The organism is Alteromonas abrolhosensis (assembly GCF_001953635.1).
GTDB lineage: Bacteria > Pseudomonadota > Gammaproteobacteria > Enterobacterales > Alteromonadaceae > Alteromonas > Alteromonas abrolhosensis.
This window is the reverse complement of record NZ_MEJH01000002.1, coordinates 236,301-256,733: the sequence shown is the minus strand read 5'-3', so window position 1 is coordinate 256,733 and position 20,433 is coordinate 236,301. Positions and strand designations below refer to the sequence as shown.

General features: G+C 44.0%; 19 protein-coding genes. 7 read left to right on the top strand and 12 right to left on the bottom strand.

The genetic code is table 11. From position 1 onward, the window contains the following. Window positions 1-6: 6 nt before the first annotated feature. On the bottom strand, window positions 7-636 hold the full coding sequence (locus BGK61_RS01070; protein WP_015000003.1) for a flavin reductase family protein: 630 nt from the start codon (window positions 634-636) through the stop codon (window positions 7-9). Continuing rightward, the gene (locus tag BGK61_RS01065) at window positions 629-820 is read right to left on the bottom strand and encodes a zinc ribbon domain-containing protein (protein WP_014980678.1); all 192 of its coding nucleotides are present in this window, start codon (window positions 818-820) and stop codon (window positions 629-631) included. The genes BGK61_RS01070 and BGK61_RS01065 overlap by 8 nt, the downstream gene beginning before the upstream one ends. A gap of 186 nt (window positions 821-1,006) precedes the next feature. Here BGK61_RS01065 and BGK61_RS01060 point away from each other — a divergent pair, with 186 nt between their 5' ends. From BGK61_RS01060 to BGK61_RS01050, 3 genes are all read left to right on the top strand, one after another. Next, on the top strand, window positions 1,007-1,294 hold the full coding sequence (locus BGK61_RS01060; protein WP_232298233.1) for a hypothetical protein: 288 nt from the start codon (window positions 1,007-1,009) through the stop codon (window positions 1,292-1,294). Window positions 1,295-1,411: 117 nt separating this feature from the next. Further along, window positions 1,412-3,559, top strand: coding sequence for an exonuclease domain-containing protein (locus BGK61_RS01055; protein ID WP_076011912.1), 2,148 nt, complete (start codon window positions 1,412-1,414; stop codon window positions 3,557-3,559). A gap of 92 nt (window positions 3,560-3,651) precedes the next feature. Beyond that, a complete protein-coding gene (locus BGK61_RS01050; protein ID WP_015000000.1) occupies window positions 3,652-3,915 on the top strand; it encodes a TIGR03643 family protein in 264 nt (87 codons plus the stop codon). A 56-nt stretch (window positions 3,916-3,971) separates the two neighbouring features. Here the strand turns inward: BGK61_RS01050 and BGK61_RS01045 are convergent, their stop codons facing one another. The 8 genes from BGK61_RS01045 to cutA form a co-directional block, all read right to left on the bottom strand. After that, window positions 3,972-4,412 carry a hypothetical protein gene (locus BGK61_RS01045; RefSeq protein ID WP_076011918.1) on the bottom strand — a complete coding sequence of 147 codons (441 nt, stop codon included), beginning with the start codon at window positions 4,410-4,412 and terminating at the stop codon, window positions 3,972-3,974. 254 nt (window positions 4,413-4,666) lie between these two features. Next, complete coding sequence (locus BGK61_RS01040; protein ID WP_076011911.1) at window positions 4,667-5,611, bottom strand: hypothetical protein; 945 nt, start codon at window positions 5,609-5,611, stop codon at window positions 4,667-4,669. Between the two features lie 448 nt (window positions 5,612-6,059). Then, window positions 6,060-7,403 carry an acetyl-CoA carboxylase biotin carboxylase subunit gene (gene accC / locus BGK61_RS01035; RefSeq protein ID WP_076011910.1) on the bottom strand — a complete coding sequence of 448 codons (1,344 nt, stop codon included), beginning with the start codon at window positions 7,401-7,403 and terminating at the stop codon, window positions 6,060-6,062. A gap of 14 nt (window positions 7,404-7,417) precedes the next feature. Then, entirely contained in the window at window positions 7,418-7,882 is a 465-nt protein-coding gene (accB, locus tag BGK61_RS01030; protein ID WP_039221534.1) for an acetyl-CoA carboxylase biotin carboxyl carrier protein, read from the bottom strand. A gap of 14 nt (window positions 7,883-7,896) precedes the next feature. After that, the gene (aroQ, locus tag BGK61_RS01025; RefSeq protein WP_061096173.1) at window positions 7,897-8,337 is read right to left on the bottom strand and encodes a type II 3-dehydroquinate dehydratase; all 441 of its coding nucleotides are present in this window, start codon (window positions 8,335-8,337) and stop codon (window positions 7,897-7,899) included. 232 nt (window positions 8,338-8,569) lie between these two features. Continuing rightward, window positions 8,570-9,499 (bottom strand): M23 family metallopeptidase, encoded by a 930-nt coding sequence (locus BGK61_RS01020; protein WP_411454664.1) that lies wholly within the window; start codon window positions 9,497-9,499, stop codon window positions 8,570-8,572. Next, complete coding sequence (locus BGK61_RS01015; protein WP_108721579.1) at window positions 9,486-11,393, bottom strand: protein-disulfide reductase DsbD; 1,908 nt, start codon at window positions 11,391-11,393, stop codon at window positions 9,486-9,488. Before BGK61_RS01015 ends, BGK61_RS01020 begins: the two co-directional genes overlap by 14 nt. Window positions 11,394-11,445: 52 nt before the next feature. Beyond that, window positions 11,446-11,760 (bottom strand): divalent-cation tolerance protein CutA, encoded by a 315-nt coding sequence (gene cutA / locus BGK61_RS01010; RefSeq protein WP_014977752.1) that lies wholly within the window; start codon window positions 11,758-11,760, stop codon window positions 11,446-11,448. Between the two features lie 213 nt (window positions 11,761-11,973). Between cutA and BGK61_RS01005 the strand changes: the two genes are divergently transcribed. The 3 genes from BGK61_RS01005 to groL all read left to right on the top strand — a co-directional run bounded on the left by BGK61_RS01005 (window position 11,974) and on the right by groL (window position 14,767). Then, entirely contained in the window at window positions 11,974-12,477 is a 504-nt protein-coding gene (locus tag BGK61_RS01005) for an FxsA family protein (protein ID WP_076011908.1), read from the top strand. A gap of 321 nt (window positions 12,478-12,798) precedes the next feature. Further along, complete coding sequence (locus tag BGK61_RS01000) at window positions 12,799-13,089, top strand: co-chaperone GroES (RefSeq protein ID WP_012520088.1); 291 nt, start codon at window positions 12,799-12,801, stop codon at window positions 13,087-13,089. 40 nt (window positions 13,090-13,129) lie between these two features. Continuing rightward, a complete protein-coding gene (gene groL, locus BGK61_RS00995) occupies window positions 13,130-14,767 on the top strand; it encodes a chaperonin GroEL (RefSeq protein WP_076011907.1) in 1,638 nt (545 codons plus the stop codon). A gap of 363 nt (window positions 14,768-15,130) precedes the next feature. Here groL and BGK61_RS00990 read toward each other — a convergent pair whose 3' ends face one another. Next, entirely contained in the window at window positions 15,131-15,973 is an 843-nt protein-coding gene (locus BGK61_RS00990; protein ID WP_076011906.1) for a DUF2971 domain-containing protein, read from the bottom strand. A gap of 218 nt (window positions 15,974-16,191) precedes the next feature. Between BGK61_RS00990 and BGK61_RS00985 the strand changes: the two genes are divergently transcribed. After that, on the top strand, window positions 16,192-18,192 hold the full coding sequence (locus tag BGK61_RS00985; RefSeq protein WP_076011905.1) for a hypothetical protein: 2,001 nt from the start codon (window positions 16,192-16,194) through the stop codon (window positions 18,190-18,192). A gap of 379 nt (window positions 18,193-18,571) precedes the next feature. On the opposite strand, the gene BGK61_RS00975 is transcribed toward BGK61_RS00985, so the two are convergent. Continuing rightward, window positions 18,572-20,395 carry a DUF885 domain-containing protein gene (locus tag BGK61_RS00975; RefSeq protein ID WP_076011903.1) on the bottom strand — a complete coding sequence of 608 codons (1,824 nt, stop codon included), beginning with the start codon at window positions 20,393-20,395 and terminating at the stop codon, window positions 18,572-18,574. Window positions 20,396-20,433: the final 38 nt, after the last annotated feature.

Below are 20,433 nucleotides of genomic sequence, written 5' to 3'. Positions count from 1 at the left end.
ACTGGTTCACTTTGTTGCTAATTCGACGTCTGGTTTTGCATAAGCGAATTGCGCAATGCGTTGGGTGCTGTGGTAGCTATCTAACCCAGAAATACAGGCTGTTCGTGCTTGCTCAATATCTGCATAGCCGTCCTCACCAATAATATGCTCGGGAACATATAGCTCTTGGATTTCACCAATAACCATTTCTGTCTCATTGAGCAGAGTAAAGTGTTGCGCGACCTTTAAGCCCATTTTAATTTCGCTTTCTCCGACAAAAGGCGCACTAAACGACTCACTAAACTGCGCTGTTAGTCCTACCGCTTTGAATTCACTCTCATCTGGTGCATAGCGGGCTGATGTTTGATGGGCTTTGTCGACCCAGTCTACAGACACATGATTAAGCGTATAAAAACCCTGCTGTTTTATATTGCTAAGGGTATCTCGCACAACGGTGTGCGGGCGCATTATCATGCCAATGAGCGGCGGGTTAGCACCCACATGAACAATAGAGCTCACAATAGCCAAATTGTTTGTAACGCCGTTTGTTGTACCCACCAAAGTCGCCGATTTAAAACCAGACAAACTATTAACTAGGTTTGCGCGGTAGCGCTGGGCAAGGCCATCAATGTCACCGCGGGTAAACTGCTTAGTCATTCTCTCTTTCTGCCTCTATCTGAATGTCATCACCGTGCTGATAAGCAGTAAGCTCAATGGGCTGACAACACACTTGGCAGTCGAGCACCTGTACTTGGCCAACATCGTTAATTTCATCTATTTCTACATCGTTAGGAGCCATACAGTAAGGACAGGAAAAGCCCATGGAACGAGTTAAACTCATATTTAAATGCCTTTGTAATCACTAATGCTATTTGTTACGTAATGCAAAGACGAGTGGATTTTCTTTTAGACACGCCCCTTGTATCTGATTTTAAGAGAAAAGGGCAAGACTGCTATTTGACGCTTATGAATAATCAGAAAATTGGGTTCACAAATAATAGATGTGATAGACGGAAAAGGTGACTTTGTGGCAAATAAAGTTGGTCAATGCCCGTGCTGTAATAGAGAAACTCGCCTTACTTACCATCATCTTATTCCGCGAAAAATGCACAGGCGTACCTATTTTAAAAAGCACTTTAGCAAAGCGGAGCTTCAGGGCGGCATTTACATTTGCAGACAATGTCATAGCGGTATACATCGGTTTTATGATGAGATGACGTTGGCCAAACACTACTTCAATTTGCAGCGTTTATTGGCAGATGCGCAGCTTTCTTCGTTCTTTCATTGGGTATCCAAACAGCGCGTACGCGTGTAAAAGTACACGCTGTGCACTATTGGCAGCAGATGTGAAACCCAATCGCGGAGGATTTAATTTGATTCGCGAGGCTGTATAAATATACACTATTGGTGTTTTCATAGCCAAAGATACCTCATGCGAAAAGATTTACCGCCACGTTATTACTTAACACACTTTCATGAATTTCTTGCATTCTTTGAAGGTGCTAGCAAAGGGCTTTTAAATGATGAAGCCACTGACTTTGTTACACGCTTTAAAGCGTTAGATGATGACAAGCAGTGTATTGTTGTGCGCGCTGCAAATCGCAAGTACGCGGTGATCGACAGAACGCAGTTCAATTATAGCGAAATTACCATGCCGCAAGTGCAGTTAGACTGGCTCGTTGAAAACGGGTGGTTCGGCGACCTTACCCACGCTACGCTGAACGACATTGCTGGTGTCTTGACCAAAGATGCTCTGCTTGCGCTACTTGCCGAATACGGCGGTACTCAAGGGCTTGCGTCTTTGACCAAGCCGAAACTCGTCACGTTACTTAATGAGCATATTGGTGCTAAGGGCTGGCCCGAGAGCTTTTCGCTAGATAACTACTTAGTGTGCTTGTTTGACAATGCACTTCGCTATTTGCTGTTTATCTATTTTGGTAACACCAAAAGCCGTCTAAATCAGTTTTCTATGCGTGATTTGGGCGTAATGAGAACCCGCTCTGATTCTGTAACCGATACGGCGCGTTTTGACACTAAAAGCGATGCCCAAGCTTCATGGTTTTACGCTAACCATTACAGTCAATTAGCCTTTTATAACGATGATATGATGCTTGCCATAGCCGAAGGTGAACTCCCAGCGACTGAGGGTGTGTCGGCCAGCTTTTATCGCGACCAGTTACTGTATGCGTTAGGCCTTAAAGTGTTGGCTTTTGATAGACCGAAAGGACTAGAGGTGTTGAAGCTGGCGCAAAGCGATAAGGCAAAAGAGAAGTGGCTAAGAGAGAGCTACAAAGACGGAGATGAAGATGGCGTTAAGCAAGCACTTGAAGAAATAATTGATAATCCGCCATCGGATACACTGTTAGCTTTTGCGGAAGATTTTTACGCCCGCAAATACCATAAAAAGCGCACCAGTACGGTTACCGATATGCTTCGTAATGCGAGTCGAACTTTGGAAATCGACGTTAGCCAAAATCAGCAGGTAGAGCGTGGGGTATTGGCGCACTATGCTCGGCACGGCATTGAAGGCTGGCGCACGGAAAATCGACTATGGCGTAGTTTGTTCGGCCTTACTTTCTGGAAGCAGCTTTACGAAGAAGATACGCTGGTTACAGAGTTTGATCGCAGGCCGTTGTCGCTTAAGCAAAATAACTTTTACGCAAAGTTTGAGCACAGTATTGAGGCATTGTTACAGGCGCTTGATAGCAAAGAGAAGCTGCGTTTCCATATTCATAAAATGGCCACGATGCATTACGGTAAAGTGAACAGCTTGTTTATGTGGTCTAGCCATTTACTTACTCCTATAGAAGCACTGATTGAGCACGCTTCGCTAGAGCAAATCTACGCTTTACTTCGCATGATGTGTAAAGACTTTGAGAGTCTTCGAGATGGCTTCCCCGATATTATGGTGTTTGACGGTGCCCTGCGCTTCGAAGAAGTCAAAGCTCCAGGTGATCAGCTTCGCCGAAATCAGCTAGTTTCAATTCAACGACTGCAGCAAGCTGGATTTGATGTTGCAGTCACAACGGTGAAATGGGTACGTGACCCGGCGCAGCCCTATGTTGTGGTAGATATAGAAACCACTGGTGGCAACAATAGCTACAACCGAATTACCGAAATAGGCATGGTTAAACTTGTTGGCGGTAAAGAGGTAGACAGGTTTCAAACCCTATTAAACCCGCAGCGCCGTATTCCAAGCAATATTACCCGTCTTACCGGAATTTCGGATGACATGGTGGCAGATGCCCCCATTTTTGCCGAAGTCGCGGAACACGTGGCCAGCTTTACCGAAGATGCCGTGTTTGTCGCGCATAACGTGAATTTCGACTATGGGTTCATTAAGCAAGAGTTCGCAAGATTAGAGCAAACTTTTAGGCGACCGAAAATGTGCACCGTGCGCGAAATGCGCCGCACTTATCCGGGGCTACAATCTTACTCTTTGGCAAACCTGACGCGGCACTTTCACATTGATATGGAGCAGCATCACCGTGCGCTGAGCGATGCCAAAGCAGCCGCCGAGCTGTTAAAGCTAGCGTTTGAAAAAGACGATGAGCTGGTGGGGATTTCGTCAAATACGTAATTGTCCTCGTGTGATTTTAGACTGGTGTACTGAACAAAATGCGCGTTAGCTTAGTATCTAAAGGGTTAAAAATGCATATTGAGAAGTAAGAGATGGCATTAACTGAAGAACAAGAATCACGAATAATTGAAATGGCGTGGGAAGACCGCACGCCGTTTGAAGCCATTGAGCGTTTATACGGGCTGCCAGAAAAAGACGTAATAAAGCTTATGCGCAAAAACCTCAAACAGAAAACCTTCAAAAACTGGCGAGAGCGTGTATCGGGCAGAAAAACAAAGCACGCTAGCTTGCGACCTGAAGGTGTAGACAGAGGGTATTGTCCTTCACAGTATAAATACAAAAGTGCCAATAAGTAGTGTACCCAATCAGCGCGTGGGGGCGGTAGAGCCCCTTTAGCGAAGGCTGCTCTACATTACTTCTTAGGATGCGTCATTGTTGTTATCGGTAAGAGGAATGCGGTTAGCTGCTGACGTAACGGAGTAGGGAATATGATGGTATTACTAGATTGGGTAATGCTTTTTGCGTGATGGACTTGGCGCAGTAAATTCTGATAGGTTTCATCACTTTGCTGAACGGCTTCCACTTTTTTCATCATTAATTCAATGAATTCTGCTGGTGAAAGGTCATTATGCTGCCTTATTTCAAAGGCCAGCGCCTTGATCACGTACGCTTCCCATTCTTTCCTGTAACTGTCTTTCAGGCGTTCAGGGTAGAGCGTTAAGTCAGATATATCCTGAGCTAAGTCTACTATATCTAGGGGATCATCAAAGAGGACACGAAACGCTAGAAGCGCTTCATCTGAGAGTCGAGAAATGGGAAGTTTTTCTTTGAACTGAGCGTAGCGGCTTGGCACAAAAACACCTTTTCTTAACGGGTAAAACACTTAAAATAAAATGAAGATAATTCCTATCAACACCGCCAAATTGTAATAAAACCTAAATATCGTTGAAAGTTGTTAAGATTAAAAATACGTAATCTGCGATAACTGAACTCTGTTTGTCGATAAACCGTAATTCACTATGCACTGTTAAAGTGTGTACGCGTTCTTGCTGTTTGGCCCACCCATTGGTGGGCCTTTTTTATTATGGTCCACCAATTCGGTTCTGCTCAACTTTCGAAAGAAAGTTTTACCCCTGCCAGTAACCGGCTGACGCTATCAACCACATCAGCCCTTATAAACCACTCGATGTTCCGCTTTTCTGAAAGCACTCCACCAAACTCTACTGAGCCACCGTGGCCTGTTCCAAGGAAATCTTCAATTAATTCGGCGCGTTCGCCAAAGCTACTGTCTATATATGAGTAATACGCAAAATACTCGACGGGATATGCCGTATTAAACGCGTTCATAGTAAACTCGCCGCTAGTACCCACTACTATTTTCGCAGCACTCTCGTCGGTGCGCTGAACCAGTTCAACAAAAGCAGTGTCTTCTTCATTTATTCGGAATCGATATTCAGCGCGGGCGAATGTGCCGTTTAGCATTCGCTCAAAACTGGCTTCATAGCTATGTCGTTCCCCCATCTTTGCCGAATATTCAATCTCAAAGTATTCATCTTCTTCACCAACGTTAAACGCCTCGGAAGCTTCGGCATTCGCCAGTTGTCCCACCACTATTTCAAGAGCAGTGTTGTTTTGCAGCTTTCTCACGTGACGAATGCCAGTAATCCATCCATCTTTCGACAAGCCTGTTGAAGAAACTCGCCCTTTATAAGTGGGAATAATGCCTAGTTCAGTTTTGCCCGCATTTGTTTCATGCCTGAGGTACAGTCGTCTTGCATAAAGATAATCGGTTGTGTCGCTACCAAACGTATTGTGGCTAGATGAAAAGTCATCGCCAGTAACAATAAAACTGTTTACCGACCATGTAGAAGTGAGGGCGAGCGATGGATAGTAACGCAATCGATATTGTTCACGGCTAGGGCGATTGGAGCGATTATCGTAACGCACTTGGATATCGAGTTTCTGTGAGAACGAAGGCGTGGTCTTTTCAGCACAAGCCTCGGAGAGCGAGCCGCATAAGAATACACAAATAAAAATAGAGATTACCCGCACGCAATTTCCCTTCTCGTTTCCAGTCAATCAGTTTATACATCAATCATAACTTTTTCGGACAGATAAATTTTGCTATGTAGATAAAAAGCGAAAAAAAAGCCGGCAAGGTTGCCGGCAATAAGTGGAGTGGGACTCCAATGAGTGGTAAAACACACAAAAAAGGGAGTGGTCTTAAGGGAGATGTCTTAAAACTTGTACGCAGTATAGAGTGGGCGTTTAAATAAAAAAATCGTTAAAAACTGATTGTGGTAATCGGAAAATTAGAATTTGCTGAATAGCGAATAGCGAATAGCGAATAGCGAATAGCGAATAGCGAATAGCGAATAGCGAATAGCGAATAGCGAATAGCGAATAGCGAATAGAGAAAAGCGAATAGCGACAAGAAAGTAGTAGCGAACTATAAGAAAATTGGGCTACACAAAAATACAGCGTGTAGCCCAAAGGGGGATTAGGCTAAACCTAGTTTCTTCTCTAAGTAGTGGATGTTGGTTCCACCAGCGAAGAAGTTTTCGTCGGCCATAATGGCGCGTTGAAGTGGAATATTCGTTTTAATACCCTCAACCACAATTTCTTCAAGAGCATGGCGCATACGAGCAATCGCTTCGTCGCGGCTTTCACCGTAAGTGATAAGCTTACCAATCATTGAATCGTAGTATGGTGGTACGTGGTAACCCGCGTAAATATGCGACTCCCAACGAATACCCAAACCACCTGGCGCATGGAACATGTCAATCTGACCAGGGCTAGGAATAAAGGTTTTAGGGTCTTCTGCGTTAATTCGACATTCAATGGCGTGGCCACGAATTTGAATTTGCGACTGATCAATTGATAGTGGCTGACCCGCTGCAATGCGAAGCTGTTCTTTAATAAGATCAACGCCAGTGATCATTTCAGATACAGGGTGCTCTACCTGAATACGGGTATTCATTTCTATGAAATAGAATTCGCCGTTTTCATATAGGAACTCGAACGTACCTGCTCCGCGGTAGCCAATTTCAATACAGGCTTTGCGGCAACGATCGCCAATCTTGGTACGCATTTGCTCAGAAATACCCGGTGCTGGGGCTTCTTCCACTACTTTCTGGTGGCGACGCTGCATTGAACAGTCACGCTCACCTAAGTGAATGGCGTTACCTTGGCCATCAGCAAGTACCTGAATTTCAACGTGACGTGGGTTTTCAAGGAATTTTTCCATGTAAACCGTTGAGTTGCCAAAGGCAGCACCCGCTTCCGCTTGTGTTGTTTCGATGGCTTTAATCAACTCAGCTTCGCTGCGAACCACGCGCATACCACGACCACCACCGCCGCCTGCAGCTTTAACGATGATTGGGTAACCAATGCGCTTAGCTATAGCTTTGTTGCGCTCAATGTCATCAGTAAGCGGGCCATCAGAGCCAGGTACACACGGCACGCCTGCTTTTTTCATGGCGTTGATAGCAGAAACTTTGTCACCCATAAGGTTGATAGTTTCAGCTTTAGGGCCAATGAAAATAAAGCCGCTCTTTTCTACTGCTTCCGCAAAGTCTGCGTTTTCCGCTAGAAAACCGTAACCTGGGTGAATAGCAATAGAGTTAGTGACTTCTGCCGCAGCAATAATGCGTGGAATGTTCAGGTAGCTTTCGGTTGCTGATGCTTTACCAATACAAATTGATTCGTCAGCCAGCAACACGTGCTTCAAGTTTTTATCCGCAGTAGAGTGCACGGCTACGGTTTTGATGCCTAGTTCTTTACAGGCTCTCAAAATACGCAGGGCAATCTCACCACGGTTAGCAATAAGTACTTTATCTAGCATAGTTAAGCACTCGCTTATTCAATGATGAACATTGGCTGGTCGAACTCTACAGGGTCTTGGTTTTCAACCAAGATTGCCTTAACCACGCCTGCTTTATCTGCTTCAATTTGGTTCATCATCTTCATCGCTTCAACGATACAAAGCGTGTCGCCAACTTTTACTTGCTGACCAACTTCTGCAAACGGTTTTGCAGTTGGTGAAGAAGCACGGTAGAAAGTACCTACCATTGGAGACTTAACAACGTGACCCTCTGGCTGTGCTGGCTCAGCTGGCGCTTCAGACGCAGTGGTAGCTGCCGCTGCTGGAGCAGGTGCCATTTGCGGTGCCGCTGGTGCTGCAAAGCTGTAGTTCATTGGCGCTTGAACACCCGTTGGACCACGGTGGATGCGTACAGACTCTTCGCCTTCAGTGATCTCTAGCTCGGCAATGCCAGATTCTTCCACTAGTTCGATGAGTTTTTTAATCTTTCTAATATCCATGTTCTGTCTCTGCTTTATTTTTGCGATTTCGGTAAATTGATTGCTGCAGTAAGCGCGAGCGAGTAGCCCATGGCACCAAGGCCAACAATGACGCCAGCTGCAACATCAGAAAAATAGGAATGGTGACGAAACGGTTCACGGGCATGAACGTTCGACAAATGCACCTCAATAAACGGGATATTGACACTTAATAATGCATCGCGAAGAGCGACGCTGGTGTGCGTGAAGGCAGCAGGATTAATAATAATGGCATCAACAGTACCCATAGCAGCGTGCACGCGATCGATCAGTTCAAACTCCGCGTTTGACTGAAAATGCGTTAAGGTCACGTTGCTCGACGCAGCCTGCGCCTGCAAATCATCAACGATGTCTTGCAAGGTTTGCGTGCCGTATTTGTCGGGTTCTCTTTGGCCTAACATATTTAAGTTAGGGCCATTCAATAACAAAATATTCATCTAGTTTGCTGCTATCTTCGGGAAAAAGTCACTGTTATTGCCATTTCAACAAAATTTTGTGACAGTTGCACGAAAAAAAGCCAATTAATTTTCTCGTCTACTGTGTTAATTGTTGATTATAGTGATAGATAAAGATTTCGCAGCAAAATACTGGTCTAATCAGGTGTTTTCGGCGCAAAGTTTGAGGTGTGTTTTTACGTAAAACCGCCACATGCTGCGTTCTTTAGAGGTATCAGCGTGTGTTGCCAGCAGACGTCTTGGTGAGAGAAAAAGGTACACTTACATATTTGCCATGGAACTTAGCCACATAAATACCAAAGTGAAGGTGGGGCAAAGAAGAAAACCCCGTGTTGCCGCTATAACCAATAAGTTGCCCTTGCTGTACGCTTTGACCTCTTGAGACCGCAACGCCTTTATATTTTAAGTGATAGTACTCGCCGGTAGTGCCGTCGCTATGCAAAATGACAACATAATTAGCGTGTTTAGCAAAACGCGTAGAGGGGCCGCCTTGGTTACCGTCATCTTTGGTATCTATCACTACGCCATCGCGCGCCGCAAGAACCGGTGTGCCGACAGGGGCGGCAAAATCCAACGCATACCGTGACGCCCCTGAATGGCTATAGCTTCCATTAAAGCCCTGAACAATGCGGTATTCACCAGCAGGTTGTAGGGGAGATAGATAGGTGTAAGCGTTATCGTGCGTAGCATCTATGCGCCCTACCGTCCATTTCACACGCATTGATTGCCAAAATGCGTGGGTGTCTTTTACTACACCAAGCGGTATTGCCTCATCAGTACTTAAAAACGCATTGACGTGCGCTTTTGACTGTAACGCATCTTTGCCCGTTGGTATTTGAAACAGCGTATCTGAATACAACGTTAGGGCCACAGGCAGTGCCACTTTTCTTTGCACTGTCACCAGATAAAGTGAAGAAGACGAAGGGGTAAGCTCAAAGCAAAAGCGTTTGTTATCAAAGCAGCCTGATGTTTTTGCTGCCACCGAAAGAGAAAAAGAAAAGGAAATAGCAAAGAAGGTTAGTAAACACGCTAACCTTCTCATTAGTGACTGGCTCCAACTCGAAACTAAGATGGGCGCGCCTTGCGACGCTCGCCATGTAAGGGGGAGAAATGCCGCGGAATTAGGCTCCTTAGTTGGAGCCATTATTTTGGACGTTACTGGTGTTAGACCCATCGTTAAGCCATTCGTTAACGTGACCGGCAAATGCGTTTGCTTTCATAAATCCAGTAACGCGGGCTTTGGTTAACTCGTCGCCGTTTTTGTCAAAGAACAAAATAGTCGGCAAGCCTAGCACCGTAAAGGTGTCGAAAATCTCCTGACGTTCTGGTGTGTTATCGGTAAGGTCCATTTGCATCCATACCGTATTGCTAAGGGCAGCCACAACATTTTCGTCTGGGAACGTGTACTTCTCGAACTCTTTACACGCCACGCACCAGTCGGCGTACAAATCGACCATCACCGTTTTACCTTCAGCGTTAGCGGCGGCTATTTTATTGCGTAGATCTGCTAAGTCACGGGCAACAACAAATTCTGGATGACCCACGTTAACACCATGAGCATGCTCGCCCCACAGGCCTGTGTTTAGCCCTGCTTGATAAGTAAGGCCTGCACTGCCCATGATGCCTATCGCAACTAAAACAGCACGCACAAGCTTCATGAGCGAGTTTTTGCTGGCGCGATTGAGTACCCAGTAATAACCGAATAAACCAAAGCCAAGCAATGCCCATAAGAAGCCAGTAGCAGGACTGTTGTATAGACGCTCAATAAACACAATGGCCACGGCAAGCATCATAAAGCCGAAGGTCACTTTAACCACATTCATCCAGTTACCTGCTTTAGGTAGCAGTTTTCCACCTGTCATGCCGAACAGGATAAGTGGAACGCCCATACCAATACTTAACAGGTAAAGAGAGATAAAGCCCAGCGTCATGTCGCCAGTTTGGGCAATAAATAGCAATATGCCGGTGAGCGGCGCAGTAGTACAGGGCGAAGCGATAAGGCCAGACAGTACACCCATAACAAACACACCTGCGAAACTGCCGGGCGTTTGGTTGTTACTCATGTGAGTGAGCTTTTCTTGATACTTTGCTGGCAGCTGAATTTCAAAACCACCAAACAGAGCAACGGCGAGCGCCACAAACAGCACAATGAATACGCCCAGCACAACTGGATGTTGCAAAGCAGCCTGAAATTGCGCCCCTGCCACCGCGACTACCAAGCCAAGCAACGAGTAAGTAATCGCCATACCTTGTACATAAACAAAGGTTAGCCAGAATGAATGAGATGCGGTTTTAGGCTTGCCCTGACCAATCACAATGCCCGACACAATGGGGTACATAGGAAACACGCAAGGCGTAAAGGCGAGGCCTACGCCTAGGGCAAAAAATAGAGCTAGAGTGAGAGCAAGGTTATCTTTATCGATTAGCCTTTGCGCTAAATCGAACTGCTCGCTTTGTGAAGACGACGAGGTGGAAGCGCTATTTGATCCTGTTGTCGCATCAGCGTTTGCTGCCGTATTGCTTCCGACTTCATTTAAATACACCACTTTTACTGTGGGCGGGTAGCAAAGGCCGGCATCAGCGCACCCTTGATAGCGAATTTTAACTACGCCGTCACTGAGTGCTGACTCAATGGGTAGGGTAATAGATACGCCGTTGAAAAATACTTCAGACTCACCAAAGAACTCATCTTCAATCATCACCCCGCTTGGGTAAACAGGCTCGCCAATTTCGGCTTGTTTAGCCACAAACTTAAACTGTTTAAGGTATAAGTAGTAGCCGTCAGCAATGTCGAAATTTAAAGTAAGAACGTTATCTTTTTGACTAAAGTCAAAAGCAAACGCTTGGTCAACATCGAGAAATTGGGGCTCATTTGCAAATGGGTCGTCAAAAGCACTTGGCACTTGTGCGAACGCAGACGTAACTAACAGCGACATCAAACAAAGCACTGACAATACGGACGCAATAAAGCGACGAAACAGCGAAGCCAACGATAGGCAAGGCGAAGGCAAAAGGGTAGTCATAAGGTTGTCATTCATTTTAATCTATTTTTACGTCTTAGTTATTCTTGTTCAGAAAATACGGGTTCAGTTAGCGCTGCAGTGTGTTTTGTAGCCAATGCCCATAAGCGCTGCTGGCTTCAGCGTTAAGTTCTAACCATTCTGGTACGTCATAGGGGTGAAGTTCACTTACCTTATCAAACGCCTGCAAAACGTATTGTGTATTTGTTTTAATGAGTAACTGACATTCGGTGTCGGTTTCTATTTTTCCCTGCCACTCATACACAGACTCAATACCTTTAATAATGTTAACGCAGGCAGCAAGCTTATCTTCAACAAGCGTACTGGCAATTAATTGCGCTGTCTTTTCATCTGGCGTGGTACATAATACAAGCTTTATTGTCATAAACTTTTCCTACTTATCTCGCGCCTGTTACTTTTCTAATGGGTCGATGTGTAATAGACCTGAAAGCCCGCACTATTCTTTCACAGCGAAAGTATATCACGGTCGTTATCGGTCGCTTTACGTGGCTATTTAAGCGAAAGGGTGGGCACCTTTTCTTGTTATTACGTACAAAGACCCTATAACAGGTTAGGAATACATGAAAGAGGAAGCATTTTGCGGGTTTTATTTATACTGTTTGCCCTATTACCTATTTTAGAGATTGCGTTGCTGATTAATGTGGGCAGCGTGATAGGTGGTTGGAATACCGTTGGCTTGGTGATTCTCTCTGCCTTTATCGGTGCTTACTTTGTTAAGCGCGAAGGCGTAAGTACGCTGCAGACGGCGCAAGAAAAAATGCAGCGAAATGAAGTGCCAGGAAAAGAGTTGGTTGAAGGTTTGATGCTGGTGGTTGCGGGTATTCTTCTGGTTACCCCAGGGTTCATTACCGATATCTTTGGCTTTTTGCTAGCAATGCCAGGCTCTCGCCACTTTTTTGCAGCTCAAGTTAGTAAGCACATGAAAATGCGCATCGTCACACCTGGTATGGGAGGGGGCGCAGCTGGCTTTGGGCAAAGTCCTTTTGGTGATCGCCCTAACTCGCCCAATAGTGATGGTGATGTGTTCGAAGGCGAATACACCGATCACACCACCAACGACCCGGATAAGCGCTTAAAATAACTATCGACCGTTGATCTTTGATGTATAGCAAAGGTCAACAGGCTCTAGCCTCACTACAGATCCCATCAGGTTATGAGCGCCGATTACGACGATAAACGGCGTTTACATATTTAATAAAAATAAGTATTTAGCGAAAAAATCAATTTTTTTACATTTTTTTGCTTAAAAACCCTTGAAGTTATCTGGGTACTACCCCATCTATCCGTGCAGAAACGATTTTAACAGCTCAGTAATGAGCAACCTTAAACACGCGACGTTTAGATAGTCTGAATGTCGATAATTACATTCATTTGAATAGTGGAATTTTCAGGAGACTTGAAAATGGCAATTCGTCCTTTACACGACCGCGTAATCCTTAAGCGCGCAGAGCAAGAAAGCAAATCTGCAGGCGGTATCGTTCTGACTGGTTCTGCAGCAGAAAAATCTACACGCGGCGAAGTAATCGCAGTAGGTAACGGTCGCATTCTTGAGAACGGCGAAGTTAAAGCGCTAGACGTTAAAGTAGGCGACACCGTTATTTTCAACGACGGTTACGGCGTTAAAACAGAAAAGCTGGATGGTGAAGAAGTACTTATCCTAAGCGAAAGCGACATTCTAGCGATTGTTGAGTAATTACAACTAACGTTAAAACGAATTTTAGAGGAATTTAATCATGGCAGCTAAAGAAGTACGTTTTGGTGATGACGCTCGCAGCAAAATGCTAAAAGGCGTAAACACACTAGCTAACGCAGTTAAAGTAACACTAGGTCCAAAAGGCCGTAACGTTGTTCTAGACAAGTCTTTCGGTGCACCGACTATCACTAAAGATGGTGTGTCTGTAGCGAAAGAAATCGAGCTTGAAGACAAGTTCGAGAACATGGGCGCGCAGATGGTAAAAGAAGTTGCGTCTAAAGCGAACGACGAAGCAGGTGACGGTACAACTACTGCTACTGTACTTGCTCAAGCAATCGTTACTGAAGGTCTTAAGAGCGTTGCAGCGGGTATGAACCCAATGGATCTTAAGCGCGGTATCGACAAAGCGGTTGCGGCAGCAGTTGAAGAGCTTAAAGCTCTGTCTACTGACTGTGCTGACAGCAAGTCTATTGCTCAAGTAGGTACTATCTCTGCAAACTCTGATTCAGAAGTTGGCGATATCATTGCTCAAGCAATGGAAAAAGTTGGTAAAGAAGGTGTTATCACTGTAGAAGAAGGTCAGGCACTTCAAAACGAATTAGAAGTTGTTGAAGGTATGCAGTTCGACCGCGGTTATCTATCTCCATACTTCATCAACAACCAAGAAAACGGTACTGTTGAACTAGACAACCCGTTCATCCTATTGGTTGATAAGAAGATCTCTAACATCCGCGAACTACTTCCTACCCTTGAAGGCGTAGCGAAAGCTGGTAAGCCGCTAATGATCATCGCTGAAGATGTTGAAGGCGAAGCGCTTGCTACACTAGTAGTTAACAACATGCGCGGTATTGTTAAAGTTGCAGCGGTTAAAGCACCTGGTTTTGGTGACCGTCGTAAAGCAATGCTTCAAGACATCGCTATCCTAACTGGCGGTACAGTAATCTCTGAAGAAATTGGTCTAGACCTTGAAAAAGTTCAGCTTGAAGACCTAGGTACTGCTAAGCGCGTAGTTATCAACAAAGACAACACAACTGTTGTTGACGGTAACGGCGACCAAGAAGCGATTGAAGGCCGTTGTGCTCAAATCAAAGGTCAAATTGAAGAGTCTACGTCTGACTACGACAAAGAGAAGCTTCAAGAGCGTCTAGCTAAGCTTTCAGGCGGTGTTGCAGTAATTAAAGTTGGTGCAGCAACTGAAGTTGAAATGAAAGAGAAGAAAGACCGCGTAGAAGATGCACTACATGCAACTCGCGCAGCGGTTGAAGAAGGTGTGGTACCTGGTGGTGGTGTAGCACTAGTTCGTGCGGCAGCTAAACTTGCTGACCTTACTGGCGACAACGAAGACCAAACCGTAGGTATTAAGCTTGCACTACGTGCAATGGAAGCGCCTCTACGTCAAATCTCTATCAACTCAGGTGCAGAAGCATCTGTAGTAGTTAACGCAGTGAAGAACGGCGAAGGTAACTACGGTTACAACGCAGGTAACGACACTTACGGCGACATGCTAGAGATGGGTATCCTTGACCCAACTAAAGTAACGCGCTCTGCACTTCAGTTCGCATCTTCAATTGCTTCACTAATGATCACAACTGAAGCAATGGTAGCTGAACTACCTAAAGACGACGCACCAGCAATGCCTGACATGGGCGGCATGGGCGGAATGGGCGGCATGATGTAAGAATCGCCCTGCTTTCTAGGCCCTTATAAATCAAGGGCTTACAAGCCTTCTGAGACTAACTGTGGTACGTTTTGTATCACGGTTAGTTTCACACCATTTCCTTAATCTCCTTTTACAATATTTCATCAGCTTCTCAATAGCTACTCTTAAATTACCTTCAATAAAATAAGCTCTGTAAGCGTCTCTACGATCTCGTAATGGGTCGGGTGTGCCTATGGTCTGGTCACTCTCAAAGTCTTCTCACAGATCTTCTCAGGATCTTCTGTAAGGTACAGGGGGGAGGGGGCGAGGTAATGACCCTTAGTGACGATTGCGTCGTTCCATGATACTTAAGAAAAACGTGTTTTACTTTTGGTCATTTTTTTAAATAGCCTCTACAAAACCCAAACCATAAGTTTTGGGGCGTATATTGACTGTATAAACTGGGACGTTTAGGTTTTTGCTACGGACGATTTCCTTTACAGTTTGAAGCAGAGCCTTGTTTTTGTGTCCTACAAATATCCTTTTTACTGCTGAAGTATCATAGTTTACTAAGCCATGTTTCGAGCCTAAGAATCTAAGTTCGTTTTCATAATTCCAGCCACTGTGTTTCGTACAGAAGGCATTAATCATTTCGAGTCCAGCTTTTCCATTGTCCTTTATGAAGTCCTCAATTACAGTTCTAGCGCATACACGAGGTAAATGCTTGTTTGAATAACTTACGAGACGGGTACTAACATCAAGCTCATTGAGTGTTTGAATGCTATCTAACAACTTTTGATAGTCAAACTCTACACAAAGCCCCCTCATTCCTTTCGCATAGTGGGACCACATCATCATACTTGTTAAGGGAGCTGGGAATAAGTCGTCTTCTTTTTGTATTGCTACAGACAAAACAAAGCGGTTTTCCAAATGAAAGTTCTTGTAGTCCTCAAATGCTATTTCAGTCCATTCATTTACTATTTCCCTAACCTTTTCTATGCCTTCTTTTTGTCGAAGTCGCTCCGCTTTTTTTCTGCCTTCAGAAAGGCTTATGTTTCCTTCCTTTGCAAGTCCATTAGCATACAGCGTCATTCTTATTGAGTCTGTGACGTTCTTATAGCTGAAGTGCAGAAGACCTTCATACGGGTCATTGAGGTCTGTAAACTTAGAGAAATAGACATTATCGTTCTTCAACGCTTCGATATGATAGTCCTCTCCTGACATGAACTTAAAGATACTACTCACATTTCACTCCCTTGAACGATAGGTTACATACACTACGATATAGGGCTTCTACTGTAAAATGTCACTTCGTTTACATGTCAAAAACTCAAGAGCTTAATTTGACACTGTCACTAACCTATTATTGAAAGATATTGACACCTCATCACTTCACTGTAAGAATCTCTTAAGCTTCTAAAGGTTGGTGGTTAAAAGTTTGATTTTAAAAGGAATTTAACTAAATGCTTAATGTAAAGCGACGTAAGTTCTTCAACCAATTTTCAACGTTTGATGAGCAGAAAAAACCAAAGTTTGACACTCAAACCGTGCGCCTACTTGACGAGTATCTCGAATTTGTAAGTAACGTAGCTTTCATTGAGAAAGATAGACTAAGTGAAGAATTCACTGATGAGAACGGGAAGAGCATCTGTGTTGACCTGATAGAAGATAGTGGCCCCGTATTCCATAGGTTATTCACTAACATAAAACAATTCCCTATCATAGAAAAAAGAGTCGAATATCTAAAGACAACTAATGGCTTCCTTAGACAGGCTCAAGTTCCTCTTCACCTAAAAGTACAGTTACTAGCTTTCGAATGTTCAAGCCTTGATACAAGTTTGCAAACATACTTTAAAGAGCCTGACGAGGGAGTCAAAAGCTTGGAATTGAGGTTGGCGATAATAGCTGAATGCTTTAAAAGTCGAATTAAGCATAGTTGTATACCTGCCAATTTAGTTGGAGCTATTCACGATAGGTTACTTTCTTTGTATCAGAACACCTTAACCTTAAGAGGCCAACTGATACAGTGTTTGAATTTTTTAGATAAGAGGCTTAAAAGTTCTGAGATTTCAATTGAAAAGCAATCGCTAATCAAACATTTCATCGGCTATGCCACTTCATATCACCTATTAAGTAAAAATGAACTTCTGGAGCGACTCGATGAGTTTCGCGATTGTTTAGCCGACGAAGAGGTTGAGTTTCTTAGACTCGATATAGAAGCGGAAGTCAATTCTACCGTATATGCATTCAAAATGTCGTCAGGAAATTTGTCACATTCAACTACGCGCGATAAGAATATTGTGACGCTCATACGCTTTTCTCTACCATTCAAAAGTACTTATGAACAGCCTGTAACAATTGATAATGACGAGGGAAAGCCCCTTATAAATGTCTCTCCGGTTAGGACTTTTTGGGAAGACCCCATGTTCGAGGTCTTCATGGACTTGAAAGTGGTGAATATAAATTGGAGTTATTTTTCCGACCTCACTATCGATCATGAAGGTAGATGCTGCCATGTAACGATTAAAATAGATGGTTTGTTTACTCCCGATGTTGAACTTTCAGAGTCAACGCATGAGGCCATTGATTTTTCTGAGAAGGAACAAATCGAGGGGAAAAAATATTACCCCCATAAAGAGTTTGCTCTTAAAACAATGTTGGAGGCGTACGATGTGCTGAGTTCAGCTATATCATTGGGGAGTAAGAAAGACCTCAGCGCTAACATGTTTTCAAACTATCTTGTTCAGTACGTTGATAATGACACGAGAACTACATTATGTAGCAAGCTATATGCTTTAACGTGCCATGATTCATTTGACAGAGTGAGGTCTAAGTTTGTAGACAAACTTTCAAGTATAAATTTGAATGACAGTTACATTGGTGTGAGGGAACTATTGTATGAGACCAAAATTGAGTCTGCTCGGAACCTAAAGGAATTTGTGCATCGTAGTATTGAATTGATAGTAAAAAACAATATTGAGTTTGATGGAGGTTATAGTTTCCTTTGGGAAGACGTTTCAACAACTGAAAAAAAACCAAAAACAGAACCTCAGATGCAACCTTATATATTTGCTCTTCTAAAGACTATTTATGAGTTTGTAGGGATACAGATTTCTAGAGAAACGGTGTGTGCTAATGGACAAATTGACTTTTTGGTCACTTTTACCAATTCTAAAAAAGTAGCGTTACAAACATGTGTAGAGCTAAAACTGGCACACGCTACCAAAGTAGAAGATGGTATAACTAAACAACTGCCCAAGTACATGAGATCTCTGCGGACTAAACAGGGTGTTTTTATCGCTTTATGGTTCAAGTCTTTTTCTCCTCCCTATGTTTTTGATAAGCCGGCAAATATCGAAACATCTAATGACTTAGAAGAAAAATTAGCGCGCATAAACCCAGACAAAAATATATCGGTTATTGTTATTGATTGCTCTAAACCAACCCCTCCTTCAAAGATTTGATGAGTAAAGGCAGAGCACTTTTTGATGACAAGAGTTCTGCGTTTTTTTCAAAAGTCGGTTACCATTATTTCTCAATTTGTAGGACGATCTTATCTACTCTCTCCTTCAGTCTCTTCTCGTCATGTCTAGCATAGTGACCAAAGCTCATAGTTGTGCCTGTCTTGAGCCCCGCAACATATGCAACATCAAATTCACTAAACCCTTTATCTCGCTGACCTGCTTTTATGAAATTGTTGCGCAGAGAATGGAAAGACCTAGTTGAATTACGAGTGACCTCTAGAGTCTTAAAGCGCGAAAACAGGTGGCCCGCTGCCTTGGTTTCCAAATTTAGAAGTAAATAAATTTATGACTTGTTCGGCAAATGTTTTGCGTAACAGGGCTATGCGCCCTGTTTTTCTGCAATATACTCGTCCACCAATTCTTCAAGAATGGCAAGTGGCACAGCACCATTTTTAAGTACCACGTCATGGAAATCGCGTATGTCGAACTTATCGCCTAGGGCTTGTTTCGCTTTTTCACGAATTTCTAAAATCTTAATCATGCCTACTTTGTAAGAGGTGGCCTGACCCGGCATAACAATATAGCGCTCAATTTCAGACGTAACGTCGCTAAGCGCCATACCTGTGTTGCGTACCATATAGTCAATTGCTTCTTCTCGGGTCCAACGTTTATCGTGAATGCCCGTATCTACCACCAAGCGCACGGCTCTGAATAGCTCAGCTTGAAGACGACCTAGGTTATCTAGGGGATTGTCCTGAAAGCCCATCTCCCATGCTAGGTATTCTGAATACAAAGCCCAGCCTTCAGTGTAGGCGGTAAAAGGCGACATTTTGCGAATAAAGGGCATGCCTTCAAGTTCCATCGCTAAGGCTACCTGGAAATGGTGGCCCGGAATGCCTTCGTGATAGGCCAATGTGCGCATGCTGTACTTAGGCGTCGCTTTAATATCATATAAGTTGGCATAAAATCGTCCCGGACGAGAGCCGTCAATAGCGGGCTGCTGGTAGTAGGCGCCTGGCGCGGTTTTCTCTTTGAACTCAGGAATACGAACCACTTCCATGCCGGCCTCAGGGCGAATTCTAAATGCATCGCTAATACCCGCATCAATCTCATCAAGTATGGTTTGGTAATCTTTTAGAATTTGCTCGCGCCCTTCATCACTGTCTTCGTAATAGTGAGACGGATCGGCGGCTAACGCGTCCATCGCGTTAGAGAAGCCTTGGCTAACGTCATAGCCTTCACCAGCAAGAATAGCTAACATTTCGCCCTGAATTCTCTCTACCTCTTTTAAGCCTAGGTTGTGAATTTCATCGGCAGTCATATCGGTGGTTGTGAAAAAGCGCAGCGCATTAGCGTACACCTTGTCGCCATCGGGTAAATGCCAATAGCCGTGATCGTTTCCTGCTTTCGCTTGAAGCGTGGTGAAGTAATCGATAAACAGTTTGTAGGCGCGGTTTACATCATCACCTATAACCGTCTGGGCTTCAGCTAAATATGCGTCTTGCTGCTCTGAAGAGATATCTTCCGCCTTAGACATCTTCTCTTTCAGCGAGCTATAAAGAATATTTTCCTCTACAGGTGAAGAGATAAAGCCATTCATTTCGTCTAGTACACGGTCTATCACGAAGCGCGGAGGAATAATGCCTTTTTCCTCACGCAATTTAAGCCCTTCAAGTACTTGCGCAAATTTTTCATCTACAGCACGTAAACGACTTAAGTAATTTTCTACGTCAGTGGCATCATTAATTTGATGCTGACCTTCCATAAAGCTTGGGAAGCCGTTTTGTACACCGAAAAGTTGGTTTACTGGGTAGCCGTGATACTGAAACGCTTCGTTACTAATGAGGTAATCAAGCAAGTACAGAGTGATCTCTTTGGAAAGCTGCTCGTCTTTGCTTAAGTCTTCGTCGTCATACGCTAAAACTCTTTCGCGTATGTGGCGCGCTTTGTCGAACAAAGCTGCGTTTTTCTCTATGCTAGCGTCATCAAGTTCGGCGTTATGACCTTTAATACCCACTGATTCTAAGAAACCGAGAGAGGTTAAGGTTTCAGGGCTATCAAAAGCTACTTTCACCATTTCACGGTTTAGTAGGTTATTAAAGTAAAAGGGTTTATCCGCATACCACTCGTGCGCAGCAAATGCACCGCCTGCTAATAAAATTATCAGTAAGCCGGTACCAATCCATTTAAAAAATCGTTTCATCGTTATTGTTGTCCGAATTTTGTCCAATGTTTACGTTA

Bases quoted from the DNA above. Each gene is read 5' to 3' on its own strand.
- BGK61_RS01055 (WP_076011912.1), top strand. From the start codon at position 1,412: ATGCGAAAAGATTTACCGCCACGTTATTACTTAACACACTTTCATGAA.
- BGK61_RS01015 (WP_108721579.1), bottom strand. From the start codon at position 11,393: ATGAATGACAACCTTATGACTACCCTTTTGCCTTCGCCTTGCCTATCG.
- accC (WP_076011910.1), bottom strand. From the start codon at position 7,403: ATGCTAGATAAAGTACTTATTGCTAACCGTGGTGAGATTGCCCTGCGT.
- accB (WP_039221534.1), bottom strand. From the start codon at position 7,882: ATGGATATTAGAAAGATTAAAAAACTCATCGAACTAGTGGAAGAATCT.
- aroQ (WP_061096173.1), bottom strand. From the start codon at position 8,337: ATGAATATTTTGTTATTGAATGGCCCTAACTTAAATATGTTAGGCCAA.
- BGK61_RS00975 (WP_076011903.1), bottom strand. From the start codon at position 20,395: ATGAAACGATTTTTTAAATGGATTGGTACCGGCTTACTGATAATTTTA.
- BGK61_RS00985 (WP_076011905.1), top strand. From the start codon at position 16,192: ATGCTTAATGTAAAGCGACGTAAGTTCTTCAACCAATTTTCAACGTTT.
- BGK61_RS01020 (WP_411454664.1), bottom strand. From the start codon at position 9,499: ATGGCTCCAACTAAGGAGCCTAATTCCGCGGCATTTCTCCCCCTTACA.
- BGK61_RS01000 (WP_012520088.1), top strand. From the start codon at position 12,799: ATGGCAATTCGTCCTTTACACGACCGCGTAATCCTTAAGCGCGCAGAG.
- cutA (WP_014977752.1), bottom strand. From the start codon at position 11,760: ATGACAATAAAGCTTGTATTATGTACCACGCCAGATGAAAAGACAGCG.
- BGK61_RS01065 (WP_014980678.1), bottom strand. From the start codon at position 820: ATGAGTTTAACTCGTTCCATGGGCTTTTCCTGTCCTTACTGTATGGCT.
- groL (WP_076011907.1), top strand. From the start codon at position 13,130: ATGGCAGCTAAAGAAGTACGTTTTGGTGATGACGCTCGCAGCAAAATG.
- BGK61_RS01070 (WP_015000003.1), bottom strand. From the start codon at position 636: ATGACTAAGCAGTTTACCCGCGGTGACATTGATGGCCTTGCCCAGCGC.
- BGK61_RS01050 (WP_015000000.1), top strand. From the start codon at position 3,652: ATGGCATTAACTGAAGAACAAGAATCACGAATAATTGAAATGGCGTGG.